The organism is Candidatus Bipolaricaulota bacterium, assembly GCA_021159055.1.
GTDB lineage: Bacteria > Bipolaricaulota > Bipolaricaulia > UBA7950 > UBA9294 > S016-54.
On the sequence record JAGGSO010000091.1, the window covers coordinates 1 to 22,312 of the forward strand.

At 64.4% G+C, this 22,312-nt stretch carries 22 protein-coding genes and 2 tRNA genes; 7 read left to right on the forward strand and 17 right to left on the reverse strand.

All coding sequences use genetic code 11. The features are described from left to right. The 4 genes from J7J55_04515 to ugpC form a co-directional block, all read left to right on the forward strand. The coding region (locus J7J55_04515; protein MCD6141962.1) for a 2-oxoacid:acceptor oxidoreductase family protein at nt 1–289 on the forward strand (289 nt) is incomplete at its 5' end. Then, nucleotides 252–809, forward strand: coding sequence for an NUDIX hydrolase (locus tag J7J55_04520; protein ID MCD6141963.1), 558 nt, complete (start codon nt 252–254; stop codon nt 807–809). The genes J7J55_04515 and J7J55_04520, both read left to right, overlap by 38 nt. Further along, nucleotides 806–2,551 (forward strand): phosphoenolpyruvate synthase, encoded by a 1,746-nt coding sequence (locus J7J55_04525; protein MCD6141964.1) that lies wholly within the window; start codon nt 806–808, stop codon nt 2,549–2,551. The genes J7J55_04520 and J7J55_04525 overlap by 4 nt, the downstream gene beginning before the upstream one ends. Before the next feature lie 74 nt (nt 2,552–2,625). Continuing rightward, complete coding sequence (gene ugpC / locus J7J55_04530) at nt 2,626–3,708, forward strand: sn-glycerol-3-phosphate ABC transporter ATP-binding protein UgpC (GenBank protein MCD6141965.1); 1,083 nt, start codon at nt 2,626–2,628, stop codon at nt 3,706–3,708. Nucleotides 3,709–3,754: 46 nt separating this feature from the next. Here ugpC and J7J55_04535 read toward each other — a convergent pair. Together J7J55_04535 and J7J55_04540 are read right to left on the reverse strand one after the other, a co-directional pair. Next, nucleotides 3,755–3,828, reverse strand: a tRNA-Arg gene (locus tag J7J55_04535). Nucleotides 3,829–3,831: 3 nt separating this feature from the next. Next, nucleotides 3,832–3,924 (reverse strand) — tRNA-Ser (locus tag J7J55_04540). 223 nt (nt 3,925–4,147) lie between these two features. Between J7J55_04540 and J7J55_04545 the strand changes: the two genes are divergently transcribed. Next, entirely contained in the window at nt 4,148–5,122 is a 975-nt protein-coding gene (locus J7J55_04545; protein MCD6141966.1) for a hypothetical protein, read from the forward strand. A gap of 26 nt (nt 5,123–5,148) precedes the next feature. Here J7J55_04545 and J7J55_04550 read toward each other — a convergent pair whose 3' ends face one another. Beyond that, entirely contained in the window at nt 5,149–6,072 is a 924-nt protein-coding gene (locus tag J7J55_04550; protein ID MCD6141967.1) for a nucleoside hydrolase, read from the reverse strand. Between the two features lie 288 nt (nt 6,073–6,360). Here J7J55_04550 and J7J55_04555 point away from each other — a divergent pair, with 288 nt between their 5' ends. After that, nucleotides 6,361–7,485, forward strand: a complete 1,125-nt coding sequence (locus J7J55_04555) for a hypothetical protein (protein ID MCD6141968.1) — start codon at nt 6,361–6,363, stop codon at nt 7,483–7,485. Nucleotides 7,486–7,556: 71 nt separating this feature from the next. Next, complete coding sequence (gene gabT, locus J7J55_04560; protein ID MCD6141969.1) at nt 7,557–8,870, forward strand: 4-aminobutyrate--2-oxoglutarate transaminase; 1,314 nt, start codon at nt 7,557–7,559, stop codon at nt 8,868–8,870. Here gabT and J7J55_04565 read toward each other — a convergent pair. The 14 genes from J7J55_04565 to aroH form a co-directional block, all read right to left on the reverse strand. Next, nucleotides 8,867–10,036: an LL-diaminopimelate aminotransferase gene (locus tag J7J55_04565; GenBank protein ID MCD6141970.1), complete on the reverse strand. Its 1,170-nt coding sequence runs from the start codon at nt 10,034–10,036 to the stop codon at nt 8,867–8,869. The two genes, gabT and J7J55_04565, sit on opposite strands and share 4 nt — an antisense overlap. Before the next feature lie 112 nt (nt 10,037–10,148). Then, nucleotides 10,149–11,306 carry a MarR family transcriptional regulator gene (locus J7J55_04570; GenBank protein MCD6141971.1) on the reverse strand — a complete coding sequence of 386 codons (1,158 nt, stop codon included), beginning with the start codon at nt 11,304–11,306 and terminating at the stop codon, nt 10,149–10,151. Between the two features lie 88 nt (nt 11,307–11,394). After that, nucleotides 11,395–13,158: a right-handed parallel beta-helix repeat-containing protein gene (locus tag J7J55_04575; GenBank protein MCD6141972.1), complete on the reverse strand. Its 1,764-nt coding sequence runs from the start codon at nt 13,156–13,158 to the stop codon at nt 11,395–11,397. A gap of 106 nt (nt 13,159–13,264) precedes the next feature. After that, complete coding sequence (locus tag J7J55_04580) at nt 13,265–13,531, reverse strand: type II toxin-antitoxin system RelE/ParE family toxin (protein ID MCD6141973.1); 267 nt, start codon at nt 13,529–13,531, stop codon at nt 13,265–13,267. Beyond that, nucleotides 13,515–13,772 (reverse strand): AbrB/MazE/SpoVT family DNA-binding domain-containing protein, encoded by a 258-nt coding sequence (locus tag J7J55_04585; GenBank protein ID MCD6141974.1) that lies wholly within the window; start codon nt 13,770–13,772, stop codon nt 13,515–13,517. Before J7J55_04585 ends, J7J55_04580 begins: the two co-directional genes overlap by 17 nt. Before the next feature lie 119 nt (nt 13,773–13,891). Further along, a complete protein-coding gene (aroQ, locus tag J7J55_04590) occupies nt 13,892–14,329 on the reverse strand; it encodes a type II 3-dehydroquinate dehydratase (protein ID MCD6141975.1) in 438 nt (145 codons plus the stop codon). 5 nt (nt 14,330–14,334) lie between these two features. Then, nucleotides 14,335–15,918, reverse strand: a complete 1,584-nt coding sequence (gene aroB / locus J7J55_04595; GenBank protein MCD6141976.1) for a 3-dehydroquinate synthase — start codon at nt 15,916–15,918, stop codon at nt 14,335–14,337. Then, entirely contained in the window at nt 15,911–17,041 is a 1,131-nt protein-coding gene (gene aroC / locus J7J55_04600) for a chorismate synthase (protein ID MCD6141977.1), read from the reverse strand. Before aroC ends, aroB begins: the two co-directional genes overlap by 8 nt. Nucleotides 17,042–17,046: 5 nt before the next feature. Further along, on the reverse strand, nt 17,047–17,898 hold the full coding sequence (locus J7J55_04605; GenBank protein MCD6141978.1) for a shikimate dehydrogenase: 852 nt from the start codon (nt 17,896–17,898) through the stop codon (nt 17,047–17,049). After that, nucleotides 17,891–19,180 (reverse strand): 3-phosphoshikimate 1-carboxyvinyltransferase, encoded by a 1,290-nt coding sequence (gene aroA / locus J7J55_04610; protein ID MCD6141979.1) that lies wholly within the window; start codon nt 19,178–19,180, stop codon nt 17,891–17,893. Before aroA ends, J7J55_04605 begins: the two co-directional genes overlap by 8 nt. Beyond that, on the reverse strand, nt 19,177–20,037 hold the full coding sequence (locus J7J55_04615; protein MCD6141980.1) for a prephenate dehydrogenase/arogenate dehydrogenase family protein: 861 nt from the start codon (nt 20,035–20,037) through the stop codon (nt 19,177–19,179). The genes aroA and J7J55_04615 overlap by 4 nt, the downstream gene beginning before the upstream one ends. Beyond that, nucleotides 20,034–21,047 carry a 3-deoxy-7-phosphoheptulonate synthase gene (gene aroF, locus J7J55_04620; GenBank protein MCD6141981.1) on the reverse strand — a complete coding sequence of 338 codons (1,014 nt, stop codon included), beginning with the start codon at nt 21,045–21,047 and terminating at the stop codon, nt 20,034–20,036. Before aroF ends, J7J55_04615 begins: the two co-directional genes overlap by 4 nt. Continuing rightward, entirely contained in the window at nt 21,044–21,898 is an 855-nt protein-coding gene (pheA, locus tag J7J55_04625; protein MCD6141982.1) for a prephenate dehydratase, read from the reverse strand. Before pheA ends, aroF begins: the two co-directional genes overlap by 4 nt. After that, on the reverse strand, nt 21,895–22,269 hold the full coding sequence (gene aroH, locus J7J55_04630) for a chorismate mutase (GenBank protein ID MCD6141983.1): 375 nt from the start codon (nt 22,267–22,269) through the stop codon (nt 21,895–21,897). The genes pheA and aroH overlap by 4 nt, the downstream gene beginning before the upstream one ends. Nucleotides 22,270–22,312 lie beyond the last annotated feature (43 nt).

Genomic DNA, 22,312 nt, shown 5'->3' on the forward strand with positions numbered 1-22,312 from the left:
GATGGTGGCCAAGGGAGGGACGATCGTGGCGAACCGCTCCCTGATCGAGCGGGACCTCGCCCGGAGCGACGTCCGCGCCCATTTCGTCGACGTCCACTCCCTCGCGGAGGAGGCGGGGAGCTCACGCGCGATCAACATGGTCGCGCTCGGGGCCTATCTGAAGGCGACCGGGGTCGTCCCGCTCGAGGTCGTCAAACGGGCGATGGCGCGGATGCTCGAGGAGGGCGGGAAGGGGAGGTTCGTCCCGGCGAATGAGAAGGCGCTCGAGCTGGGGTACGAAGCTGTCTGAGCGAATCGTTTCGCGGGACGAGATCTTCTCCGGGCGGATCGTCCGCCTCGTCGTCGACCGGGTCGAGCTTCCGGACGGGAGCGAGGCGAGTCGCGAGCTCGTGCTCCATCCGGGCGCGGTGGCGATCCTCCCGATCCTCGATGACGGACGGATCATCCTCGTCCGCCAATACCGCCACGCCGTCGGGGCGGAGCTCCTCGAGGTCCCAGCCGGGAAGCTCGATGTCGAAGGGGAGTCACCGCAGGAGTGCGCGGCGCGCGAGCTGCGCGAGGAGACGGGTTACGTCGCCTCCGATTGGGAGGAGATCTGCACGTTCTACACATCGCCTGGATTCACGAACGAGCGGATCGTCCTGTTCCGCGCCACCGGGTTGCGGCGGGTCGGATCGCCCGCGCCCGGGGAGATCGCGGGGCTCGAGCTCGTCGCACCAGGGGACATTCCAAAGATGATCGCAACCGGTGAGCTCATCGACGGGAAGACGCTCATCGCCTTGAGTTGGCGGAACGGGGTGAATGGATGAACTCACGTTTCTTCCACTTCGGCGAGGACAACCGCGGTGGCTACCACTTCGATCCGTACGCACTCCCCGAAAACGTCCGTCTCCTCGGAAACGGCCAGCTCGGGGGGAAGGCACGCGGGCTTCTGTTCGTCATCGATCACCTCCGCCACGGCGGACGGCTCACCGATTACGATCCCCTCATCGGATTTCCTGACTCGTTCATCATCACCACCGACGTGTACGACGAGTTCATGGAGGAAAACCGGTTGGGAGAATCGGTCCTCGCCCGCTGCGCCGGGGAGATATCGACGGAGGAGCTACAGGCGCGGATCGTTGCCGCTCATTTCCCGGATGAGGCCCGGGCACGGCTGGCGGAGTTCATCGCTGCGGAGCATAGGCCCCTCGTCGTCCGCTCGTCATCGGTGATGGAGGACAATCCGAACCACTCGTTCGCCGGGATCTACCTCTCCGAGTTCCTCGGGAACACCGGGTCGGACGCGGATCGGCTTGAAGCCCTGGTCGGGGCAGTGAAGCGAGTGTACGCCTCCACCTTCGGTCGGAACGCCCGCGCCTACCGAAAGCGCCACGGCCTCCCGTGGGAAAAGGAGAAGATGGCGATCCTGGTTCAGAACATGATCGGACGTCACTACCCGCACAGCCTCTTCTATCCACTCATCGGCGGAGTCGCCTTCTCCCTCAACTTCTACCCGTGGAGCGACCGCCTCCGCCCCGAGGATGGGGTCGTCCGTCTCGTGGTCGGGGTGGGAACCAGGGCCGTCGGCCGCGAGTATGCCCGTGTTTTCTCGCCGGTCATGCCCGGCCTGCGACCGGAGGGATCGGATACCAAGGCGATCATTCGCTATTCCCAGGAGACCGTCGACGTCCTCGACATGCAATCCGGTCGACTCGGGCAGCGGAAGCTGCATCAGCTCGACAATCCCCTCTTAGCTGAAGTCTGCTCGGTCGTCTCCCCGGATGGGACTCTGTACGAGCCGGTCGGTGGGATTGTGGGGGAGGGGAGGTACGTGGCGACGTTCAACCGGTTCATCGCCCGGGATGACATCTTCCCGTTCACGTCCCTTGTGCGTGAGCTTCTGGCCGGATTGGAGGGATTGTTCGAGCTTCCGGTCGACATTGAGTTTGCGGTCGACTTCCCCCTCTCCCGCGCGACCGGAGAGCCGCGGTTCTACCTCCTCCAGGCGCGCCCCCTCGGCGGGAGGCCGGAGCATCGCCGGGTCCGCATCCCGCAGATCCCGAAGGAGCGGATCCTCCTTTCGTGCGGGAACGTGCTCGGAAACGGAAAGAAACGTGGGATCAATGATCTGATCTTCGTCGATCCGCGTACCTACGACTACACCCGTGCTGGGGAGGTCGCCCGGCGGGTGGGGGAGATCGATCAGACCTTGAACGGGGCCCCCTACATCCTGATCGGCCCGGGACGGTGGGGGACGACGAACCCCCAGCTCGGGGTCCCGGTCCAGTACGGGGAGATTGCCGGGGCTGAGGTGATCGTGGAGATGGCAACGGAATCGTTCGCCCCCGAGCTCTCCTACGGAACGCACTTCTACGCCGACATGGTGGCGAGCGGGGTCCTCTACCTCCCGTTCCGGGAGGAGGAGGGGGATCAGTTCAACCGGGACCTCCTCTCCCGCCTCCCCGCCGTCGCCTCCGAGGATGGGGTGCTGCACGTGCGCGCGGAGGAGGGGTTCGTGGTCTATGCCGATGGGGCGGGAAAACGGGGCGTGATCGCACTTTCCCGCTAACGAGACAAACGGGCAATTTTCTGGTATGCTAGAGGGAGAAATTCTGTAGTTATTCGATAAGGGAGGATCGAAGCATGGCGGAGGTAACGCTGAACAAAGTGACGAAACGGTTCGGGGACTTCACCGCGGTGAAGGGGATCGATCTGCAGGTTGAGGACGGAAAATTCACCGTCTTGGTCGGCCCGTCTGGATGCGGGAAGACGACGACGCTGCGCATGATCGCCGGGCTGGAGGAAGTGACGGAAGGGGAGATCAAGATCGGGGACCGGGTGGTGAACAACGTCCCGCCCAAGGACCGGGATATCGCGATGGTCTTCCAGAACTACGCCCTCTACCCCCACATGGATGTGTACAACAACATGGCGTTTGGGCTGAAGCTGCGCAAGGTTCCGAAGGATGAGATCCAACGGCGCGTCCACGCTGCGGCTGAGCTTCTCGGGATCGCGAACAAGCTGAAGAGCAAGCCGCGCGAGCTCTCCGGTGGACAGCGCCAGCGGGTCGCAGTTGGACGGGCGATCGTCCGCGACCCGAAGGTGTTCCTGTTCGATGAGCCGCTTTCCAACCTCGACGCCAAGCTGCGCGTGCAGATGCGCACCGAGCTCGAGCAGCTCCACCACCGCCTCAAGACGACCACGATCTATGTGACGCACGATCAGGTGGAAGCGATGACCCTCGGCGACAAGATCGCAGTGATGCGCGACGGGGTGATCCACCAGTATGACTCCCCAAAGCAGACTTACGACCATCCCGCCGACCGGTTCGTTGCCGGATTCATCGGGAGTCCGGCGATGAACTTCCTGAACGCCCGTGTTGAGTCCGCGGATGGCAAGGTGATGCTGGTCGGAGACGGGTTCAAGCTGATGGTCCCGGAGGGGCGTCCGACCGATCTCCCACCGAATGTGATCGTTGGAATCCGGCCCGAGGACCTAAACGGCCCGGTTACAGACGGGAAGGAGGGGGAGCTCCTCGACGCCACAGTTACGGTAACTGAGCAGCTGGGGAGTGAGCTCCTCGTCTACGCCAAATGCGGCGAGACTCCGATCGTGGCCAACCTCGATCCCCACATCACGATTAATATCGGGGACAAGATCAAGCTCGCCGTCGCCCTGGATCGGATGCACGTCTTCGACCCGGAGACGGATAAGACCTTCTTCTAAACCAGCGGATAGAACGCCCCAGGCCAGCGGCCTGGGGCGGTTTGTTTACGCCCGAGAGGATTCGAACCTCTGACCTTCGCATCCGGAGTGCGACGCTCTGATCCACTGAGCTACGGGCGCATCTGGCGGAGGGGGCGGGATTCGAACCCGCGGAGGAGCTATGCACCCCTCGACGGTTTAGCAAACCGTTGTCTTGGACCGCTTGACTACCCCTCCGAACAGTATTCATTCTACAATCTACGGTCGATCGGTGCAAGGACCAGAGTTGTCTCATCCAGGATGAGCATGAACCAAGGTGGTATTGTTTCTCGAGCGTGCGGGATCACTGGTATCGCGAACGCGTGCACACATCATAGGAGGCATGTTAGTGAAGCGGTCCGCAGCAAGCTGTGCGGTATCCAGCGAGGGCTCATGAATAACGTAGTAGAATTCACGTGCAATGGCTGATCGAAGGAATACGCTGACCCTCGTTGTTTACCTTGGGATAGTCTTGTTCATCATCGTATTCGGGCTCTACACCTCGCGCTACGTGGTCCACCGGCCGTGGACGGCCCGCGATCGGGTCGCTGCGGCGGCGGTGGACGGGGTTTGTTACGTCATCGGCGGAACAAACCCAGACGGTGAGCTCCTCGATGCGATCCTGGCGATCGACCCGGCGACCCGGCGGGCGAACACCGTCGGTCATCTCTCCACCCCCAGGTTCGGAGTCGCAGCGGCAGGTTGCTCCGGAGGGATTTTCGTCCTCGGTGGGGAGGACAGAAGCGGCTACCTCGACGAAATCGTTCGCTTCGACCCAAGCACGAAGAAGAGCCAGCTTGTGGGCCGTCTCCCTTCCCCCCGCGCCTTCGGCGCCGCGGCGGCCGTGGCCGGGAGGATCTACTACATCGGTGGCTGGGACGGGCACAGCCGATTGGACGAGATCGTCGAGTTCAACCCTGCCACCGGGACCGCGGTTGTCATCGGGCACCTCTCTTCGGCGCGCGAGTTCGCGGCGGTGGCCGCTTCCGGCGATAAGCTCTACGTGATCGGAGGGGAAGACGATTCCACTGCGCCAATCCACGAGATTGTGGATGTCGACCCCGCCACCGGTAAGATCGTGCGGACCGGAACGCTACCCGAACCCGTCTCCCGCGCTGCCGCGGCGAGCACGGGAAAGGCGATCTACGTCTTCGGTGGCTGGAACAGGGGATCGAGTGACACCGTCGTCGTTGTCGATCCGACCACGCTTTCCTCCTCTGAGGTGACCACCCTCCCGTTCACAGGAGCCGACCTCGCGGCGGTCGCCTGCTCCGGGAAAATCTACTTATTCGGGGGAGCCGATCCTAAATTTCACCAGCAAATCAGGATCGTCGAGTTCGACCCCGTGAGTCGGGATATCGTCTACGTGCACTTGCGTCATTTCCTGTGGTGGTGAGGGTGAGGCGAAGCGGGGGAGCCTGATCATCGCACTGCGGCGTACAGGAGCTCCAGGAACCGGTCGCGCGATGCTTTGAGCACCACGTCGACGTTCGGAGCGTTCCCGGTGATCCCCAAATGGTCGACTACCACCGCCCCGCGGGTGAGATCCCCCTTTGTCTCGACATCGACGTACAGGTGCTTGATCTCTGTCGCCACTGCGGGATCTATCGCCACCGCCATCGCGATCGGGTCAGGGAGGTCGAACCCAGGAAGGCCGAGCTTCTCCATCCCGAAGCGGCGCAGGCACGCCTGGATCGCAACGCAGAACTCCCCGAGCGGGGAGACCCGGCGCAGCTCTTCCGCTGCTGCGTCGTCGAAGGTGGCGTAGCGCTGTGAGACGTCCCAACCGACCATCGTGATCGGAAGTCCTGATTCGAACACCATCTTCGCCGCCTCGGGATCCACCCAGATGTTGTACTCCGCCGCCGGGACGACGTTCCCGTGGCCGAGGCCGATCCCGCCCATGATTACGCATCGGTCCACCATGCCGGCGATCTCAGGGTCACGCGCCAGGGCGATGGCGACGTTCGTCAGCGGCCCGAGTGTGACCAGAGTGACCTCACCGGGGTAGCAGCGGATCGTGCCGATGATCGCGTCCACTGCGTGCCCAGGTGCGGGCGTCCGTCCAGAGAGCGGAAGACCGATCTCCCCCATCCCATCCTTTCCGTGCACGAACTGTGCCGTCTCGAGCGGTCGAAGGAGCGGCTTAGCGCAACCGGCATACACCGGGACCTTCGCCCCGCACCGCTCGACCGTGTACAGGGCGTTCTGCACCCCCTGGTCGCGCGGGACGTTCCCAGCGACCACGGTGATCGCCTCCACCTCGATCTCCGGGTTTCGGAGCGCCATCACGAGTGCAACCGCGTCGTCGGACGCGGTATCAGTATCGATCAAAAATCGTCGCATCAATCCTCCCGTTGGCTGCATCAGCTTCTACCGATACTAATCGACCGGGAGCCGATAGCCAAGCATAAAATAGGAGCATCGGAGACCCGGCTCACACTCCTGCAACAAGAAAGAGGCGCGGGAGGACGCGGTGAGGTCGAAAAATAAGCGGTGGGGTTGCGTCCCCAGGGCGCGTGCGTCAACTTGGGTGAGATTGCGGTTCAAAGGATTCTTTCGTACCGTTTCTCGGTTGACCGGGTCGGTGATCAAAACGGACGCAACACGCGGGCAAAATGAGGTGAATTCGAATTGGAGCGGAGAAAGATCGCGGCAACACAGATTGTGTTCTGGATAACTGCAGTGGTGCTGGCCGGTCTGCTCGCTTTGCGTATCATCCCAGTGCAGGATTTTTTCGCCGCGGTCGATTGGAGATTGTTGACACTCCTTGGCTCGTTCATGCTCGTCGCCGAGGGGCTTAAATCGACTGAATTCGTAGAATGGGTCGCCGTCGCGCTCACACGCCGTGCCCATGGACTGGTCGGCTTGTATTCCCTCGTGTTGGCAAGTGCGTTCACGCTGGCGATGCTCGTCACAAATGACGCTGCGCTGTTCGCCGTCATCCCGCTTACATTCGCGTTGGCCCGGCGTGCCCCGCTCAATCTGCGGCGGTTGGTGATCTACGAGATCATGGCGGTGAACCTGGGCAGCGCGTTTACCCCATGGGGCAACCCGCAGAACCTGTTCATCTACCACCACTACCAGTTGTTACCGGCCACGTTCTTTCAGGCGAGCGCGCCGTTAGCCGCTGTCAGCTCCATTGTACTTGCCGCATTGATGGTGATAGGACTGGCGCATGGGAAAAAGGCTATACCCGCCCCATCGTCCGAAGCGGTCACGCCGCCGCAAGTGGCGTGGGGGAAGTCAGCGATCCTGTTGGGCTTGTTCGCGTTGCTTGTCCTCAGCGTCATGCGATTACTCCCTGTATATATCGCAGCCGGGCTCCTCGTCTTATACATGGCAACAGTGGATCGACCTGGATTTCAGCGACTCGATTGGTGGCTCCTCGGGGCGTTCTTCCTCCTGTTCCCGACGATGAGCGGGCTGGGAGAGTTGGTCACTCGGGCCCTCGGTGGTGGGATCGCCAGCTCGCTCGGCGTATACGGAATAGGTATCGGGCTCTCCCAGGTGATCAGCAACGTTCCTGCGGCAATGCTGCTCTCGCACACTACCGCCGATTGGCGCAGCTTGTTCTACGGAGTGAACATCGGCGGCCTGGGTACGATGGTCGCTTCGTTCGCCAACCTGATCGGGTTGAGCCTCTATCTCAACGGATCACGGCGGGAGAGTGCCCTGGCGTTCATCGGAGAGGCACTGGGGTGGAATGCGCTTGCGTTAGTGGTTCTAGGCGGGGTCTTCATGTTGTTCGTTTGGTAGAGGCTCCGGTTGCGTTCTCCGTCATCCCTTCGGTACCATCTGTGCGCAACTCAGCGTAAGAGGGAGGAACCATGATCGAACGTCGTTTCACCCGCATTCAGACCGAGCTTCCCGGACCGAAATCGGCCGCGGTTCTGGAGAAGAAGGCGAAGTACGTGGCCGCACCGCTTGAGACATACGCCCCGTTTGTCATCAAGGAGAGCAAAGGGGCACTGGTCGAGGACCTTGACGGAAACAGGTTCATCGATTTCTCCGGCGGCTGGGGGTGCCTGAACGTGGGACAGCGCAACGACCACGTCGTCGCCGCGCTGCACGATCAGCTCGATCGGTTTCTGCACACCGACTTCACCGCCGTCCCCTATGCCCCGCTCGTCGAGCTCGCCGAGCTGCTGGTGGCCCACACCCCGATCCCGGGGGAGCTGAAGGCGGCGTTCTTCAACTCCGGGGCCGAGGCGGTGGAGAACGCGGTCAAGATCGCGCGCGCCTACACGAGGCGCAAGGCGGTTCTTGTGTTCGACAACGCGTTTCATGGCCGGACGCTGCTCGCGATGACGATGACCCACAAGGCGAACCCGTACAAGATGGGATTCGGGCCGTTCGCTCCCGAGGTGTACCGCCTTCCCTATCCCTACACCTACCGCAACGACGTCACCGCCCAGGATATCGAGGATCGCCTCCTGTCCCTGGTCGACCCGTCCGACGTGGCGGCGATGGTCGTCGAGCCGGTGATGGGGGAGGGTGGATTCCTCGTCCCGCCGGATTGGTTCCTCCCGGCGATGCGGGGATTGGCCGACAAGTACGGGTTCGTCCTCGTGTTCGACGAGGTGCAGTCCGGGATCGGCCGGACCGGCAAGTTCTTCGCGTTTGAGCACTTCAATGTAACTCCTGACCTGATCTGCGTTGCCAAGTCGCTCGGTGCCGGGTTGCCGCTCTCCGGGGTGATCGGCAAGGCGGAGATCATGGACGCGCCGGTGGCAAGCGGGATCGGTGGGACATACGCCGGAAATCCGCTCGCCTGCCGGGCGGCGATCGAGGTGATTAAGGCGATCGATTCCGCGAACCTGCTCGACCGTGCTGTACACGTGGGAACCAGGATCAAGGAGCACTTCCGCCGCCTGCAGGAGCGCTACGATGTAGTCGGCGACGTGCGTGGGCTGGGAGCGATGGTCGGGATGGAACTGGTCGAGGACCGCAAGACCAAGAAGCCGGCCAAGGCACTCACCAGTAAGATCACGCAGCACGCCCTGCATAACGGGGCGATATTCCCGACAGCCGGGCTATACGGGAACGTGATCCGCGTCCTCGTGTCGCTTGTGATCACCGACGAGCAGATCGACGAGGGAATGGAGATCCTCGCCGAGGCGTTCGCCGCTAATCTTGATTAGCCCTGTTTGAACAGGCCGCCGAGCCGATCCATCGCCTCGGCGATGCGAGCATCCGGGGCGGTGAGGGAGATGCGGACGTAGCCCTCGCCGCCCTCTCCGAAGAACGATCCCGGCGCGACCGACACCCCGGCCTCGTTCAAGAGTTTCGTGGCGAACCCCTCCGAGTCGTATCCCTCCGGTATCCGCGCCCACAGGTACAGGGTCGCCCGCGATGCCGGCACATCCCAGCCGAGCGCGGCGAGCCCGTCGAGCGCGATCTTTCGCCGCTCCTGGTAGATCCGGTTTCTGGCCTCGATCCAATCGTGTGGAACCGACAGGGCGCGGATCGCCGCCTCCTGCACCGGGAGGAAGATGCCGGAAACGACGTTCGATTCCACCCCGAACAGAGACTTCAGCACATCGCGGTTGCCTACTGCCATCCCCACCCGCCAGCCGGCCATGTTGTACGTCTTGGACAGGGAGTTGAATTCGACCGCCACCTCCTTCGCCCCCGGGACCTGCAACACGCTCGGCGGGGTGTAACCGTCGTAGGTCACCTCACAGTACGGGACGTCATGGCAGAGGAGGAGATCGTTCTCCCGGGCGAACTCGACCGCAGCGGTGAAGAACTCGAGGTCGGCGGTGCCGGCAGTCGGGTTGTTCGGGTAGTTGAGCCAGATCATCGTCGCCTCGTGCGCAATATCGGCCGGGATCGCATCGAGGTCAGGCAGGAAGCCGCGGTCCGGGAGGAGCGGGAACTTGTGGACGCGCGCCCCGGCGATGACCGCGCCCATCGTGTACGATGGATAGCCCGGATCGGGCACGAGGACGAGATCACCGGGGTCGAGGAGCGCGAGAGCGAGATGCACGATCCCCTCCTTGGATCCGAGCAGAGGGACGACCTCGGTCGTCGGGTCGAGCTCCACCCCGAACCGGCGCTCGTAGTAGGCGGCGATCCCCTCCCGCAGCGCGGGGAGACCGCGGTAGCCGGGATAGCCATGCGAGCTTGGATCGCGGGCGGACGAGCAGAGCGTTTCGATCACCGCATCCGGAGGAGGGAGGTCGGGGTTGCCGATGTCGAGCCGGATCACGTCGATCCCGGTGGCGCGGGCCGCGCGCACCTTCTCCCCCCAGCGGGCGAACGGATAGTCCGGCATGTTCGCGATGCGATCGGACTTAGTCTTCATGGTTTCCTCCTTTTTTCGTACAGCATTTTATCGCATGCAGTCCCGGATCGCGTGCCGACAAAATGGCAAATGTCCCAGGAAGTTAGCCAAAGGCGGCTATAGCCAATCTTGGCTAAAGGTCGCGGATCCACCGCGCGAACACGATATCGACGATGCGATATGCATTTTTCGTCTTTTCCACCACCATCGCCTCCCGGAGCCGGCCGAGGGAGGACGAGATGTCGGATGGTTTCGTTCCCAACTGATTGGCTATGTCCGTTACCCGCGCCGGAGCGAGGTGCGCCAGCGCCCGCAGGATCCGCCGCTGGAGCGGGCTGAAGCGGGAGAGCCACCGCACCTCGAACTCACCGTCCAGCTCAGCCAACATCTGCCCGAACGCTGCCTCCACGCAGCGCGTGTCCACCCGCCCCGTGCGGGTGAGCAGTTCCCGTTGGAACAGGATTAGGCCCAGCTTCTGGAGATAGAACGGGATTCCATCAGTGAGGGAGTAGAGGTGCTCCAACGCCTCTTGGTCGGCGGTCAATCCGCCGGCGACGAATCGCTCACGCAGGAACTCCAGAGCCTCAGCGGGCGGCAAGGGTCCCAACCGGTATCGGGTCACCATCAGGTAGAGCGGTGCCTCCTCCCGCAGAAAGATCTCCTTGATCAGCCCGAGAGATGAGCCAGAGAAGAAGTAACGCACGTCCCCCGCCTGATCCATCTCCTTCTTCAACACGGAGAATATGTAACCGTCGAACTGTGCCACCTCCTGGAACTCGTCCAACAGGAACACCACTCCCACCTGATGCTCCGCCGCCACCCGACTGGGAAACGAGAATGCGGCACGCACGAGCCCGTTTTTATCGATCTCCTGTTCGCGAAACTGCAGATACACCTTCCCCCACTCGCCGATTTCTCCCCCCAGCCCGTCCAAGGCGCGCATCGCCCGCATGATTCCTTCGGTGAACACGGTGCGAAACCGCGTCCAGATTCCCGTGAGCCGCCGTTTGCGTTCGAGTTCTTCGAGCAGAGCGCGAGTTATAAGTCGGTATACATCCTCCGGGCCGGCTATGTCACGGCAGTTGACGTAGGGGACAAGGAGGGATCGTTCCGCGGCGAGTCGTTGGCGCAGGTTCAACAGGAGAGATGTCTTCCCGAATCGACGCGGAGCGAGGATGAGGAAATGCTGATCCAAACTCCGGGCGGAACGCTCCAACACCTCCAGATCGTGCATCCGATCCGCGAAATATGGTGGCGCTACCAGTCCTCCCACCTTAAACGGCGGTTCCATGTCTCCCCCTCTTTTATTAGCCAGATTTGGCTATAGCCAGTCTTGGCTAATTATTCCGAGGCAGGGCGATTATGTCAAACCGCCCGCCTCACTGGTGTCGATCGAATTTCCCGCCCGCCTCGCTCGTGAGGAACGATAGATCGGTGGGGCATACAGCTACCATGCTGTTCCCGTCCGGATCGTCCGGACCGGGGATCACGTTGCTGTGGCCGGTAACACGCCCCTGGAAGTGTTGGTCGGTGTCGGTGCACGCTGGATCGAACAACGCGATTCCCTGATCGTTGCGTTTGATCTCGTTTCCGACCAACGTGGCCTGTGAGCTGTCGGCGAGGACGAATCCCGCGCCGTTATCCGCGACGGTAGAGCCGTTGATATCGACCGTGGAGTCGTCCCAACACACGACGCCGATTTCGTTCTTCGTGATATTGCACCCCTTGATCGTGGCACGAGCACTCTTCGACAGGGCCACTCCGTACTCGTTCGCCTGCAGGGTGCAGGACTCGATCGTCGCGTTGGCGCTGTTCTGCATCAGGATTCCGGGGAGTTGATGGTTGATCACGGTGCAGCCGCGGATCGTCGCGACGGTCTCATCCCACAGTTCGATCCCACCCCGTGCATTCTTGGAGACGGTGGTGTTGCTGATGGTCGCTCGAGCCCTGTTCCACAGGACGATCCCCCCGTTACTCCCCGTGACGGTGCATCCGTCGATGACGACGTGCGCGTCCTGGCCGAGCTCGATTCCGTCTCCCTCCCCTCCGGAGATCATGCAGTCTCTGATCTCCAGTTCACTGGTCCCGGAAGCGGAAATGGTCCCGTTCACGGTCAGTCCCGCCAGTACGACGCGCACTGAGCCCGCGGCGGTCGCGGTGCCGATCTTGATCGCCGGGCCGTAGTCGACTTGGTGTAGGGTGACGGCGGTGGACTCCGGCTTGTGCACTATCTCCACGGGATAGGGGAGAACACCGGATTGCAGCACCGCGGCGATTCGGGTTGCCTCGTCCTTGGTGAAGTTCCCTGCGATTGTGACCGCGTTCTGCACCGTCTGCCAGCCCTGGGCGGCGGCGTCTTTGATCGACTGGGTGATTCTGGGGGCGGTATAAATGATACCGTCGAGAACGATCGCCAACTTGTCGTCCACCTTGAGATCGGCGAGTACCTGGACAAACCGCTTTGCCCCCGCTTCGCTCAGCGAGATGGCGATGTACGGCTTGCCCTCTCCGATGGGTGGCTCCGATATCTGCGCCCGCGCTCCCGCGATATCGGCTCCGGTGAGGAGAGCTTCGCCCACCAGGTAGTAGAGAGACTTATCCCTATTGGGAAGGACCTCTTCGCCCGCTCCTTGCTCTTTTTTCAGCTCGGCAGGATCGGTGGCAGTTGCCACCACCCTGCGAAACTCGAGCCTCCCGGAACGGCTGAGGAGGTCGATCACTTGCTCCTGATCGACGGCAAGGGGGAGAGTAACACTCACCTGATCTGTGCCCGTCGCTGTGACCTCGACGCCGGTTATCCCGTAGAGCGCAGCTCGGTCCTGAAACGCCTGGATGACGCGCTCCACTGCCGCGGCACGCTCGCCCTCGGGAAGGGTGTCTATTCCCAGAACGCGGAACACCAAAACACGTTCCGCCGTGGCAGGTCCGGATGCGCTGCGTAGAGTGATGCTCTTGTTGATGGTGAGGTTCTCGTGCCAGGTCCCTGGAGGAAGGCAGATCACCGCTCCGTCCGGTGCCCGATCGATCACCGACTGGATCGACTCACCCGGGTTGACCGTGATCGTACCGGTGCTCTGCCCCCATCCCGTAACCGTACTGAGCGAAAGCGCAACCAGAGCCGCTATTGCCACCCACCGCCTCATAGCAGTTCCCTCCTTTCATAACACGCACGTTTTCCGGTACGATACAGAATGCGGCGTTCCTGCGTCAACCCCCACCGACTGCGTGCCATGGATAGCGCTCTCTCAGCTAACGATAGGTGTTATCAGTACGCGGGAGGATCGCTGCGATATCGATGCGGTGTGCCGATGCATCGACTGAGAAGATGATGCGATAGCGGCCAACCCGTTTTCTCAACGTCCCTTTGAATTTGCCGCTCTTTATCGGACGGACGTCCCCCTGCATCGGGTCTTCCGTCAACTCCTCGATTGCCCGGGCGAGTTGTCGGCGTCGGTCATGCGGCAGGCGACGCAACTGTTTGGCCGCCTCATTGGCGAGATTACAGGTCCAACTCACGCTTCAGTTCTTCCCAAGCGGTATATTCGCCGCGTTTGAGTTGCTCGAACCCCTTCGTCACCAGCGCCTCTTCCTCCGGACTCAAGGTATCCTCGAGCGGGACGAGGCGCTTCGGTCTGATGACGATGTTGTTGTCCTCCACGCAGACTTCTACGTAGTCGCCCTCCCTGAGCCCGAGTTCATCGAAGATGGCCTTGGGGATGGTCAGTTGGCGATTCATGCGAATTTTCATGACCGTCATCTTTTTCCTCCCGACTTCGCACACTAGTAAATTAACATTTTATTATTTTGTCGGCGAACGTCAACTATGCACCCAGTATAAATTGCATGCGCCGCCGGATGCACAATGGCGAAACGCCATCAATCAGCGGCAAGAAACCGCATCAGCCCGGCCAGCCCGAGGATGTAGCTGTGCGGTCCGAACCCGGAGATCTGGCCGACGCAGACAGGGGCGATGAGCGATCTGCGGCGGAACTCCTCGCGGGCATGGATGTTCGACAGGTGCACCTCCACCGTCGGGATCCCGACCGCGGCGATTGCGTCACGCAGCGCGACGCTCGTGTGGGTGTAGCCGCCGGGGTTGATCACGATCCCGTCCGCCCAGCCGCGCGCGGCGTGGATCGCGTCGATCAGCGCCCCTTCGTGGTTCGATTGCATGATCCGAAGCTCGAGGCCGTGTTCGCGCGCGTACCCACGGAGCGCTTCGTCAATCTCTTCCAACGTCGTCTTCCCGTACACCTCGGGCTCGCGCGTCCCGAGCAGGTTCAGGTTGGGGCCATGCAGGATCAGGATGTTCATCGTCGTCACCTCGCTTTCATCTCATCAAGGACGGTCCGGATCACCGCTGGTGGAACATCGTCCACGATCTCCACCGCCCCGATCCTCCGGGGGAGGATGAACCGCAGCCGCCCGTGCCGCTTCTTCTTGTCGTGCGCCATCGCCGCGATCACCCGATCCGGGGGGAACTCGGGAACGCGGATCGGGAGCCCCCAGGCGGAGAGGATGTTCTCGATCCGATCGACGAGCCCAGGCTCCGCCAGCTTGAGCTGCACCGCGATCCGCGCCGCCGCGACCATGCCAATCGCAACCGCCCTCCCGTGGGACAGCTCGAACCCGCTCAGCCGCTCCAGGGCGTGGCCGACGGTATGGCCGAGGTTGAGGACCGCGCGGGGTCCCTGCTCGTACGGGTCCTGCTCTACAATCTCGATCTTGACCCGCAGGGCGCGGCCGATCCCCGCGGCAGGGATCGGCCGCGGGGCCGGGTCGCGCTCCAGCGCGGCGAACAGGTCCGGGGCGCCGATGATTCCGTGCTTGATCATCTCCGCGATCCCGTTTGCGAGCTCATCGGCGGGGAGGGTGGAAAGCGCGTTCGGATCGATCAGGACGAGCGCTGGCTGATTGAACGCGCCGACGAGGTTCTTCCCCTGATCGAGGTCGACCCCGGTCTTCCCCCCCACGCTGGCGTCGACCATCGCCAGGAGCGTCGTCGGGACCTGGACGAACCGCACCCCGCGCATGAACGTGGCCGCGGCGAACCCGGCGATGTCCCCGGTCACCCCGCCGCCGAGGGAGACGACCGTCCCGCTCCGGTCGAGCCCGCCAGCAAGGAACAGCTCGTACAGGCGCTCCACCGTGTCCAGTCGCTTGTGGGCTTCCCCATCCGGGATGACACAGGCGAACGGGGCGAACCCGGCATCCCGCAGCGCCTCCTCCACCCGGGCCCCGTAGAGCGGCGCGACGACCGTGTTGGTGACGATGGCGACCCGGCCGGCCGCCCCGACCTCCTCCCGCAGGAGTGTGCCCAATCGGTCGAGCAGCCCGGCGCCGATCCGGATCGGATAGCTTCCCCCGGGGTAGTGGACGGTAAGGGCGATCTCCGCGGCGATCGCAATCACCCGCCGTGCCACCTCATCGATCGATAATCCGGTCGTGTCGACCCGCCACGGGAACGACGCGTAAGCGGCGCGGCGCGCCTCCAGCAGCCGATCGACCGCCGCCCCCGGGTCGTCCCCCAACAGCGGCCGGGCCGAAGTGTCCGTCTCACTCAACCGGCGTACGATCTCGTCCCGGCTCGCCGTGAGGCAGACCACGATGCCGGACTTCATCATCTGCGCACGGTTCTCCGGGTCGACGAGCGCCCCGCCTCCGGTCGCGATCACCAGTCCGTCCCGGGCGCTCAGCTCGCGGCACAGGGCCCGCTCCATGCGGCGGAACGCCTCCTCCCCGTCCTCGGCGAAGATGCGGGGGATCGGCTTTCCCGCGCGGGCCGCGATCAACTCATCCATATCGACGAACTCCCGCCCGAGGAGGCGCCCGACCGCACGCCCGACCGCGCTTTTTCCCGTGCCCATGAACCCGGTGAGGACGATGTTGCGCCGGTTACTCATCCCGTGCTCCCTCCCAATGGGCCTTCATCTCCGCCAAGCTGTCCCCGCCGAACTTCTCCAGGAGCGCATCGGCGAGGACGAACGCGACCATCGCCTCCCCCACCACCGCCGCCGCCGGGACCACGCACACGTCGGAGCGCTGGTACTCGGTGCGCGCTGCCGCACCGGTCGCCAGGTCGACCGAGCGCAGCGGCGAGAGTGTGGTCGGGATCGGCTTCACCGCCGCCCGGACCACGATCGGGGCACCGTTTGACATCCCGCCCTCGATCCCTCCAGCACGATTTGTAACGCGCGTTACATTGCCCTCTTCATCCGGGAAGAGCTCATCGTGCACCTCGCGCCCTGATCTGGCTGCATTTTCAAACGCGCTTCCAATTTCAATTCCCTTTACCGCGGGGATCGAGACGAGCGCCCGCGCGAGCCGCGCGTCGAGTCGGCGGTCCCACTGGACATGGCTTCCCAGTCCGACCGGGACGCCGGTGGCGATGACCGTGAACACACCGCCGAGGGTGTCTCCGGCCGCCCGCGCGGCGTCGATCGCCGCCCGCATCTGAGCCGCTGCGTTCGCGTCCGGGCAGCGCACGTCGCTCCCTTCTGCCCGCTCCCACAGCTCCTCCACCGGCAGATCGGGGATCGCGGCGGTCACGGCTCCGATCCGCTCGACGTAACTTCCGATCTTTATTTCGAACTGCGAGAGAAGCTGCTTAGCTAATGATCCAACTGCCACCCGCATCGCCGTCTCGCGGGCGCTCGCCCGCTCCAGGATCGGTCTGGCATCAGAAAGCCCGTACTTGACCATCCCGGCGTAGTCGGCGTGCCCGGGCCGGGGGACGGTGAGCTTCGGAAGGTCGTTCTCTTGCCAGCGGTCACGCCAGTTCTCCCAATCGCGGTTCTCGATCCGCAGCCCCACCGGGGCGCCGGTGGTCACCCCCGCGATCACTCCGGACAGGATCTCGACGCGGTCGCGCTCGATCCGCATCCTACCGCCGCGGCCGTATCCGCCCTGGCGGCGGGCAAGCTCGCGGTCGATCGCCTCCGCATCAATCGCCAACCCGGCGGGAATCCCGTCCACGATCGCGATCAGACACGGACCGTGCGATTCTCCGGCGGTGAGAAACCGCAGTCGCGTCATGACAGCACCTCCTCTGCCGCTTTGCGCATAACATCCAGCGGCGGGTCGATCCCGGTCCACAGCCGGAACGCCGCCGCCCCCTGGGAGATGAGCATCCCCAGGCCGGGGATCGTCCGCGCTCCCCCCGCCCGCGCCTGGCGCAGGAGGAGCGTCTCGACCGGGTTGTACACGAGGTCGAACACGGTGATCCGCGCCGGGATCGGAACCGCGGTGGGCCAGATCGATGCCTCCGCGTTCGGCCACAGCCCGACCGGGGTCGCGTTCACCAGAAGATCGGCCTCCTGCGCCGATTCGACTAGCGCCTCCGGGGTGAGCGGCAGCGCCTGAACCCGGTCATCCGTTCCCAGCTCGGAGATGAGCTTTTCCGCCCGCGCACCCGAGCGGTTGAGGATCAGGATCCGGGCCGCTCCGGCGCCGAGGAGCCCGTGCACGGCCGCCCGGGCCGCTCCGCCTGCCCCGACGACGACCGCCGCCCTCCCCTCCGGGGAGAACCCGCTCTGGCGCAGGGCGGCGATGAATCCAGCGACATCGGTGTTATGGCCGACGAGCCGGCCGTCCTCCTCGACCACGATCGTGTTGACGGCATTGATCCGGGCCGCCTCCGGCGATAGCGAATCGAGGAGCGGGACCACCGCCTCCTTGTGCGGCACGGTCACGTTCGCCCCGCGGAAGCCGAGCGCGGCCAGGCCGGCGACCGCGGCGGCGAGCGCCTCCGGCCGCACCGGGAGCGGAACGTAGCTCCAGTTGAGCTTGAGCGCGGCAAACGCGGCGTTGTGCATCGCCGGGGAGCAGGAGTGGGCCACCGGCCAGCCGATCAGCCCGACCAGGCGCGTCCGTCCGTCAATCATAGTTTCCTCCCAGGGAGCGCATCAGTCTGACGAACCCGGGGAACGAATCGTCGGCGCATGCGATGTCGTCGATCTCGGTGGTGCCGTCGGCGATCAGCCCGGCCACCGCCAGGGCCATCCCCAACCGGTGGTCGCCGTGGGACGAGACCGCGGTTCCGTGGAGCGGGGTCGGCCCGTGGACGATGAACCCGTCCGGCCGCGGCTCGATGCGGGCTCCCAACCGGCGCAGCTCCTCCACCACCGCGGCGATGCGATCGGTCTCCTTGACGCGCAGCTCCCCGGCGTCGCGCACCACGGTGGTCCCGGCGGCCTGTGTCGCGGCAACCGCCAGGATCGGGAACTCGTCGATCATCCGCACCACGGTCTCCCCTGCAATCTCTACTCCATGAAGCCGCGATGCCTGCACCCTGAGGTCGGCCACCGGCTCGTTCCCCTCCCGGTGGAATTCCTGCACCTCGATCTCCGCCCCCATCGCGGCGAGGACGTCGAGCAGGCCGGTGCGGGTGGGATTGATCCCCACCCCGCGCAGCGTGATCCGTGACCCGGGGACGAGCAGCGCCGCGACGAGCGGGAACGCGGCCGAGGAGAAATCACCAGGGACGGAGATCGGGACAGGGGAGAGCGCAGACGGGGCGATCGTCACCGCGTTACCATCGATTTTTATCTCCGCCCCCATCGCGGCGAGCATCCGCTCGGTGTGATCGCGGGCCGGGCCGGGCTGGTGCACGGTCGTCGGGGAGTCGGCGAACAGCCCGGCGAGCAGGATCGCGCTCTTCACCTGCGCGCTCGCGATCGGCATCCGGTACTCGATCCCGTGCAGTGGTCGGCCGTGCACGGTGAGCGGGGCGTGCCCGTCGCTCGTCTCGATCTCCGCTCCCATCTGCACGAGTGGATCGACGACCCGTCCCATCGGCCGTCGTCGCAGTTGGGCATCCCCGGTGAGGACGCTGGCGAACGGTTGGCCGGCGAGGATCCCGGTGAGGAGGCGGATCGCGGTTCCGGCTCGGACGCAGTCGAGCGGGCCGTCCGCCGGAGCGAGCCCGTGCAATCCCCGGCCGTGCACGACGAGCGACGTCGGATCACGAACCTCGACCCCGATCCCGAGCCGGCGGACGCAACCAAGGGTGGCGTGGGTGTCGTTGCACGGCAGAAACCCGGTGATTTCGAGTTCTCCGTCCGCCAGCGCGCCGAGCAGAAGCGCCCGGTGGGAGATCGATTTATCCCCGGGGACGCGGGCCTCACCGCGCAGCGGACCGGAGGGGAAGACGCGCAGCCGGCTCATGGGAACATCTCCTTCCGCGTCGCCCTGATCTCGCTCAGCACCGCTCGCAACCGCCCTTCGTCCCCGGCCCGGACGAGCTCCATCAGAAAGTCCAGCTGGTCGCGGTAGGCAGCCAAGGCACCGATGATCGCATCGCGGTTGGTGAGGAGGATGTCGGTCATCATGGTCACGTCGCTCGCCGCGACGCGCGAGGTGTCGCGGAACCCGGTGGCCACGATCTCCCACGCCGCCGGATCGGCGGAGGTAGTGGCGTCGGCGGTGCGCACGAGCGCGCACGCCAGCAGGTACGGGAGGTGGCTCAGTACCCCGACCAAGCGGTCGTGGCGGGCGGGCTCGAGGACGAGCGGTTGGGCACCGATCGCCGCAACTAACTCCTTTCCCAGCGCGAGCGCATCCGGCGCGGTGCGGGGAAGCGGGGTGAGGATGAACGTCTTCCCTTGGTACAGCCTTGGATCGGCAGCGGTGATCCCGGAGAGCTCCTTGCCGCACATCGGGTGCCCGCCCAGCGGTTGGACGTGCGGCGGGAGCTCGGCCATCGCGCTCACGATATCGGTCTTGGTGCTCCCCAGGTCGAGGAGGAGGGCACCGGCGGGAAGGAGCGGGCCGATGCTGCGCGCAAGCTCGATGATCGTCCGCACCGGCGTCGCGAGGATCGCGATGTCGGCGTCGCCCACCCCGTCCGCGAGCTCGGTCGTCCCCTCATCGATCAGCCGGTGGGCGCGGGCCTCCGTGAGGGTCTCGTCCCGCCGTGCCACCCCGACCACGGCGCGGCACTTCCCGCGCAGCGCCCCGGCGAGGGATCCCCCCATCAACCCGAGCCCGACGATCGCCACCTGGGAATTCGCAAGTGCCTTCATAGCGTCCTTCCCACCGCTTCGGCCACCGGGCGCAGCTCCTGCATCAGCGCGGCGAACCGGGCCGGCTTGAGGGACTGCGCTCCGTCCGACAGCGCCTCCTCTGGATGGGGATGGACCTCGATGATCAGGCCGTCCGCCCCGGCGGCGATCGCCGCCTTGGAGACCGGACCGACCAGCTCCCATTTGCCGGTCCCGTGGCTCGGATCGACCACGACCGGCAGGTGGGTGAGCTGCTTGAGGAGCGGGACGGCGTTGATGTCGACGGTGTTGCGGGTGTACGGCTCGAACGTGCGGATCCCTCGCTCGCACAGGACGATCCGCTCGTTCCCGTGGGAGAGGATGTACTCGGCCGCCATCAGCAGCTCCTCGATCGTGGACATCATCCCCCGCTTCAGCAGGACCGGGCGCTGCGCCTCGCCCACCGCGTGCAAAAGCGCGTAGTTCTGCATGTTGCGTGCCCCGATCTGGAGGATGTCGGCGTAGGTGCTGACGAGCGGGACCATCTCCGGGGCCATCACCTCGGTGACGACCGGCAGCCCCGTCTCCTCGCGCGCCGCCGCCAGCAGGCGCAGCCCCTCCACCCCCAGTCCCTGGAAGCTGTACGGGGAGGTGCGCGGCTTGAACGCGCCGCCGCGCAGGACCTTGGCCCCCGCCCCTTTGACCGCCCGCGCCGCTTCCAGGATCTGATCGCGATTTTCCACCGCGCACGGACCGGCCATCACCACTATCTCGTCTCCGCCGATCCTCACTCCGTTTACCTTCACGACCGTGTCTTGGGGATGGAACTCCCGGCTCGCCAGCTTGAACGGCCGCAGGACCGGGACGACTCGCTCCACTCCGCTCATCCGCTCGAACTGGATAGGATCGAGCGGCCTGCCGTTCCCGATTACCCCGATAATCATCCGTTCTTCCCCTTCCGAGATGTGCACCCGGCACCCCCGCTGCTCGACCCGGGCGATCACGTTCTTAATCTGGGCTTCTGTTGCTCCATGTTGCATGATGACGATCATCCTTCCACCTCCTGCTGGGGATCATCCCCGATCGGGGTCGTCGCCGCCGGATAGGACCCGAGGAGCTTGAGGAACAGGGAGCGACGCAGCAACCCCATCATCGCCGCCTCGCACTCCTGGTCCTTGACATGGCCCTCGAAATCGAGGTAGAAGATGTACTGCCACGGCCGGTTGAGGCGCGGGCGCGACTCGATCTTGGTCAGGTTGATCCCCCGGCGCGCGAACTCGCCGATGCACTCGTACAGCGCGCCGGGCTGATGCGGGGTCGTGAAGACGATCGAGGTCTTGTTCCGTTGCGCCCGCGGTGGATCCTCGGTCCCAAGGAGGAAGAACCGAGTGTAGTTGAACGGGTAGTCCTCGATGTCCCGATCGATGATCTCCAACCCCGCGATCTCCGCGGCGAGGGCGCTGGCGATCACCGCCACCCCTGGCTCCGGGGCCTCCGCAAGGGAGACGGCGCTCGCCGCTGTGTCTTCGGTCGCCTCCGGGATGAACCCGTGCCGCTTGATATAGCGCTGACATTGGGAGAGCGCTTGCGGATGAGAGCGGACTCGCCGTACCTCGGCGAGCTTCGTCCCTGTCGGGGCGAGGAGCATGTGACGCACGCGGAGGATCACTTCGGCGTAGATGCGCAGGTCGTGCTCCATCAGAAGCTCATATGACTGAGCGACCGACCCGGCGACCGCGTTCTCCACCGGGAGCATCGCGTAGTCCGCGTCGCCCTGTTCCACGGCGATGAACAGATCAGCGAACGTATCGCACGGAACAGGATCGGCATCTGCCCCGAAGAACTTCTCGATCGCCTCCGCGGAGTACGCCCCCGGTGCACCTTGAAACGCCACCTTCTTCATCCTCCCTCCTTCCCGGCCATGTCCGGCCGCAATCGAACAGCATCTCCAAGGTAAACGTGCTTGATTCGCTCAGCTGATCGGTCCGTATTCCACAGGACGAGAACCCGAATGCAGCGGGGAAGACTCCCGCGCACCGCCATCTCTTGCATGCACAGAAGCGGCACCCTACTCCACCCCATCTCCCGGGCGGCGCGCGCCGGGTACTCGGCATCGAGATCGTCGGTGGCGGTGAAAACGACGCTGGCTATATCAGAGACTGCCATATCATTCGCCGCTACTATCCGCTCCAACAACTCCCGCGTCGCCGTGACGATGCTCTCCGGATCATTCGCTTCCACGCTCGTCGCTCCGCGTACACCACGGCAGCTCATCTTTCCTCCTTTCCAAAAAAATACGACCACAGGATTTCCCTGT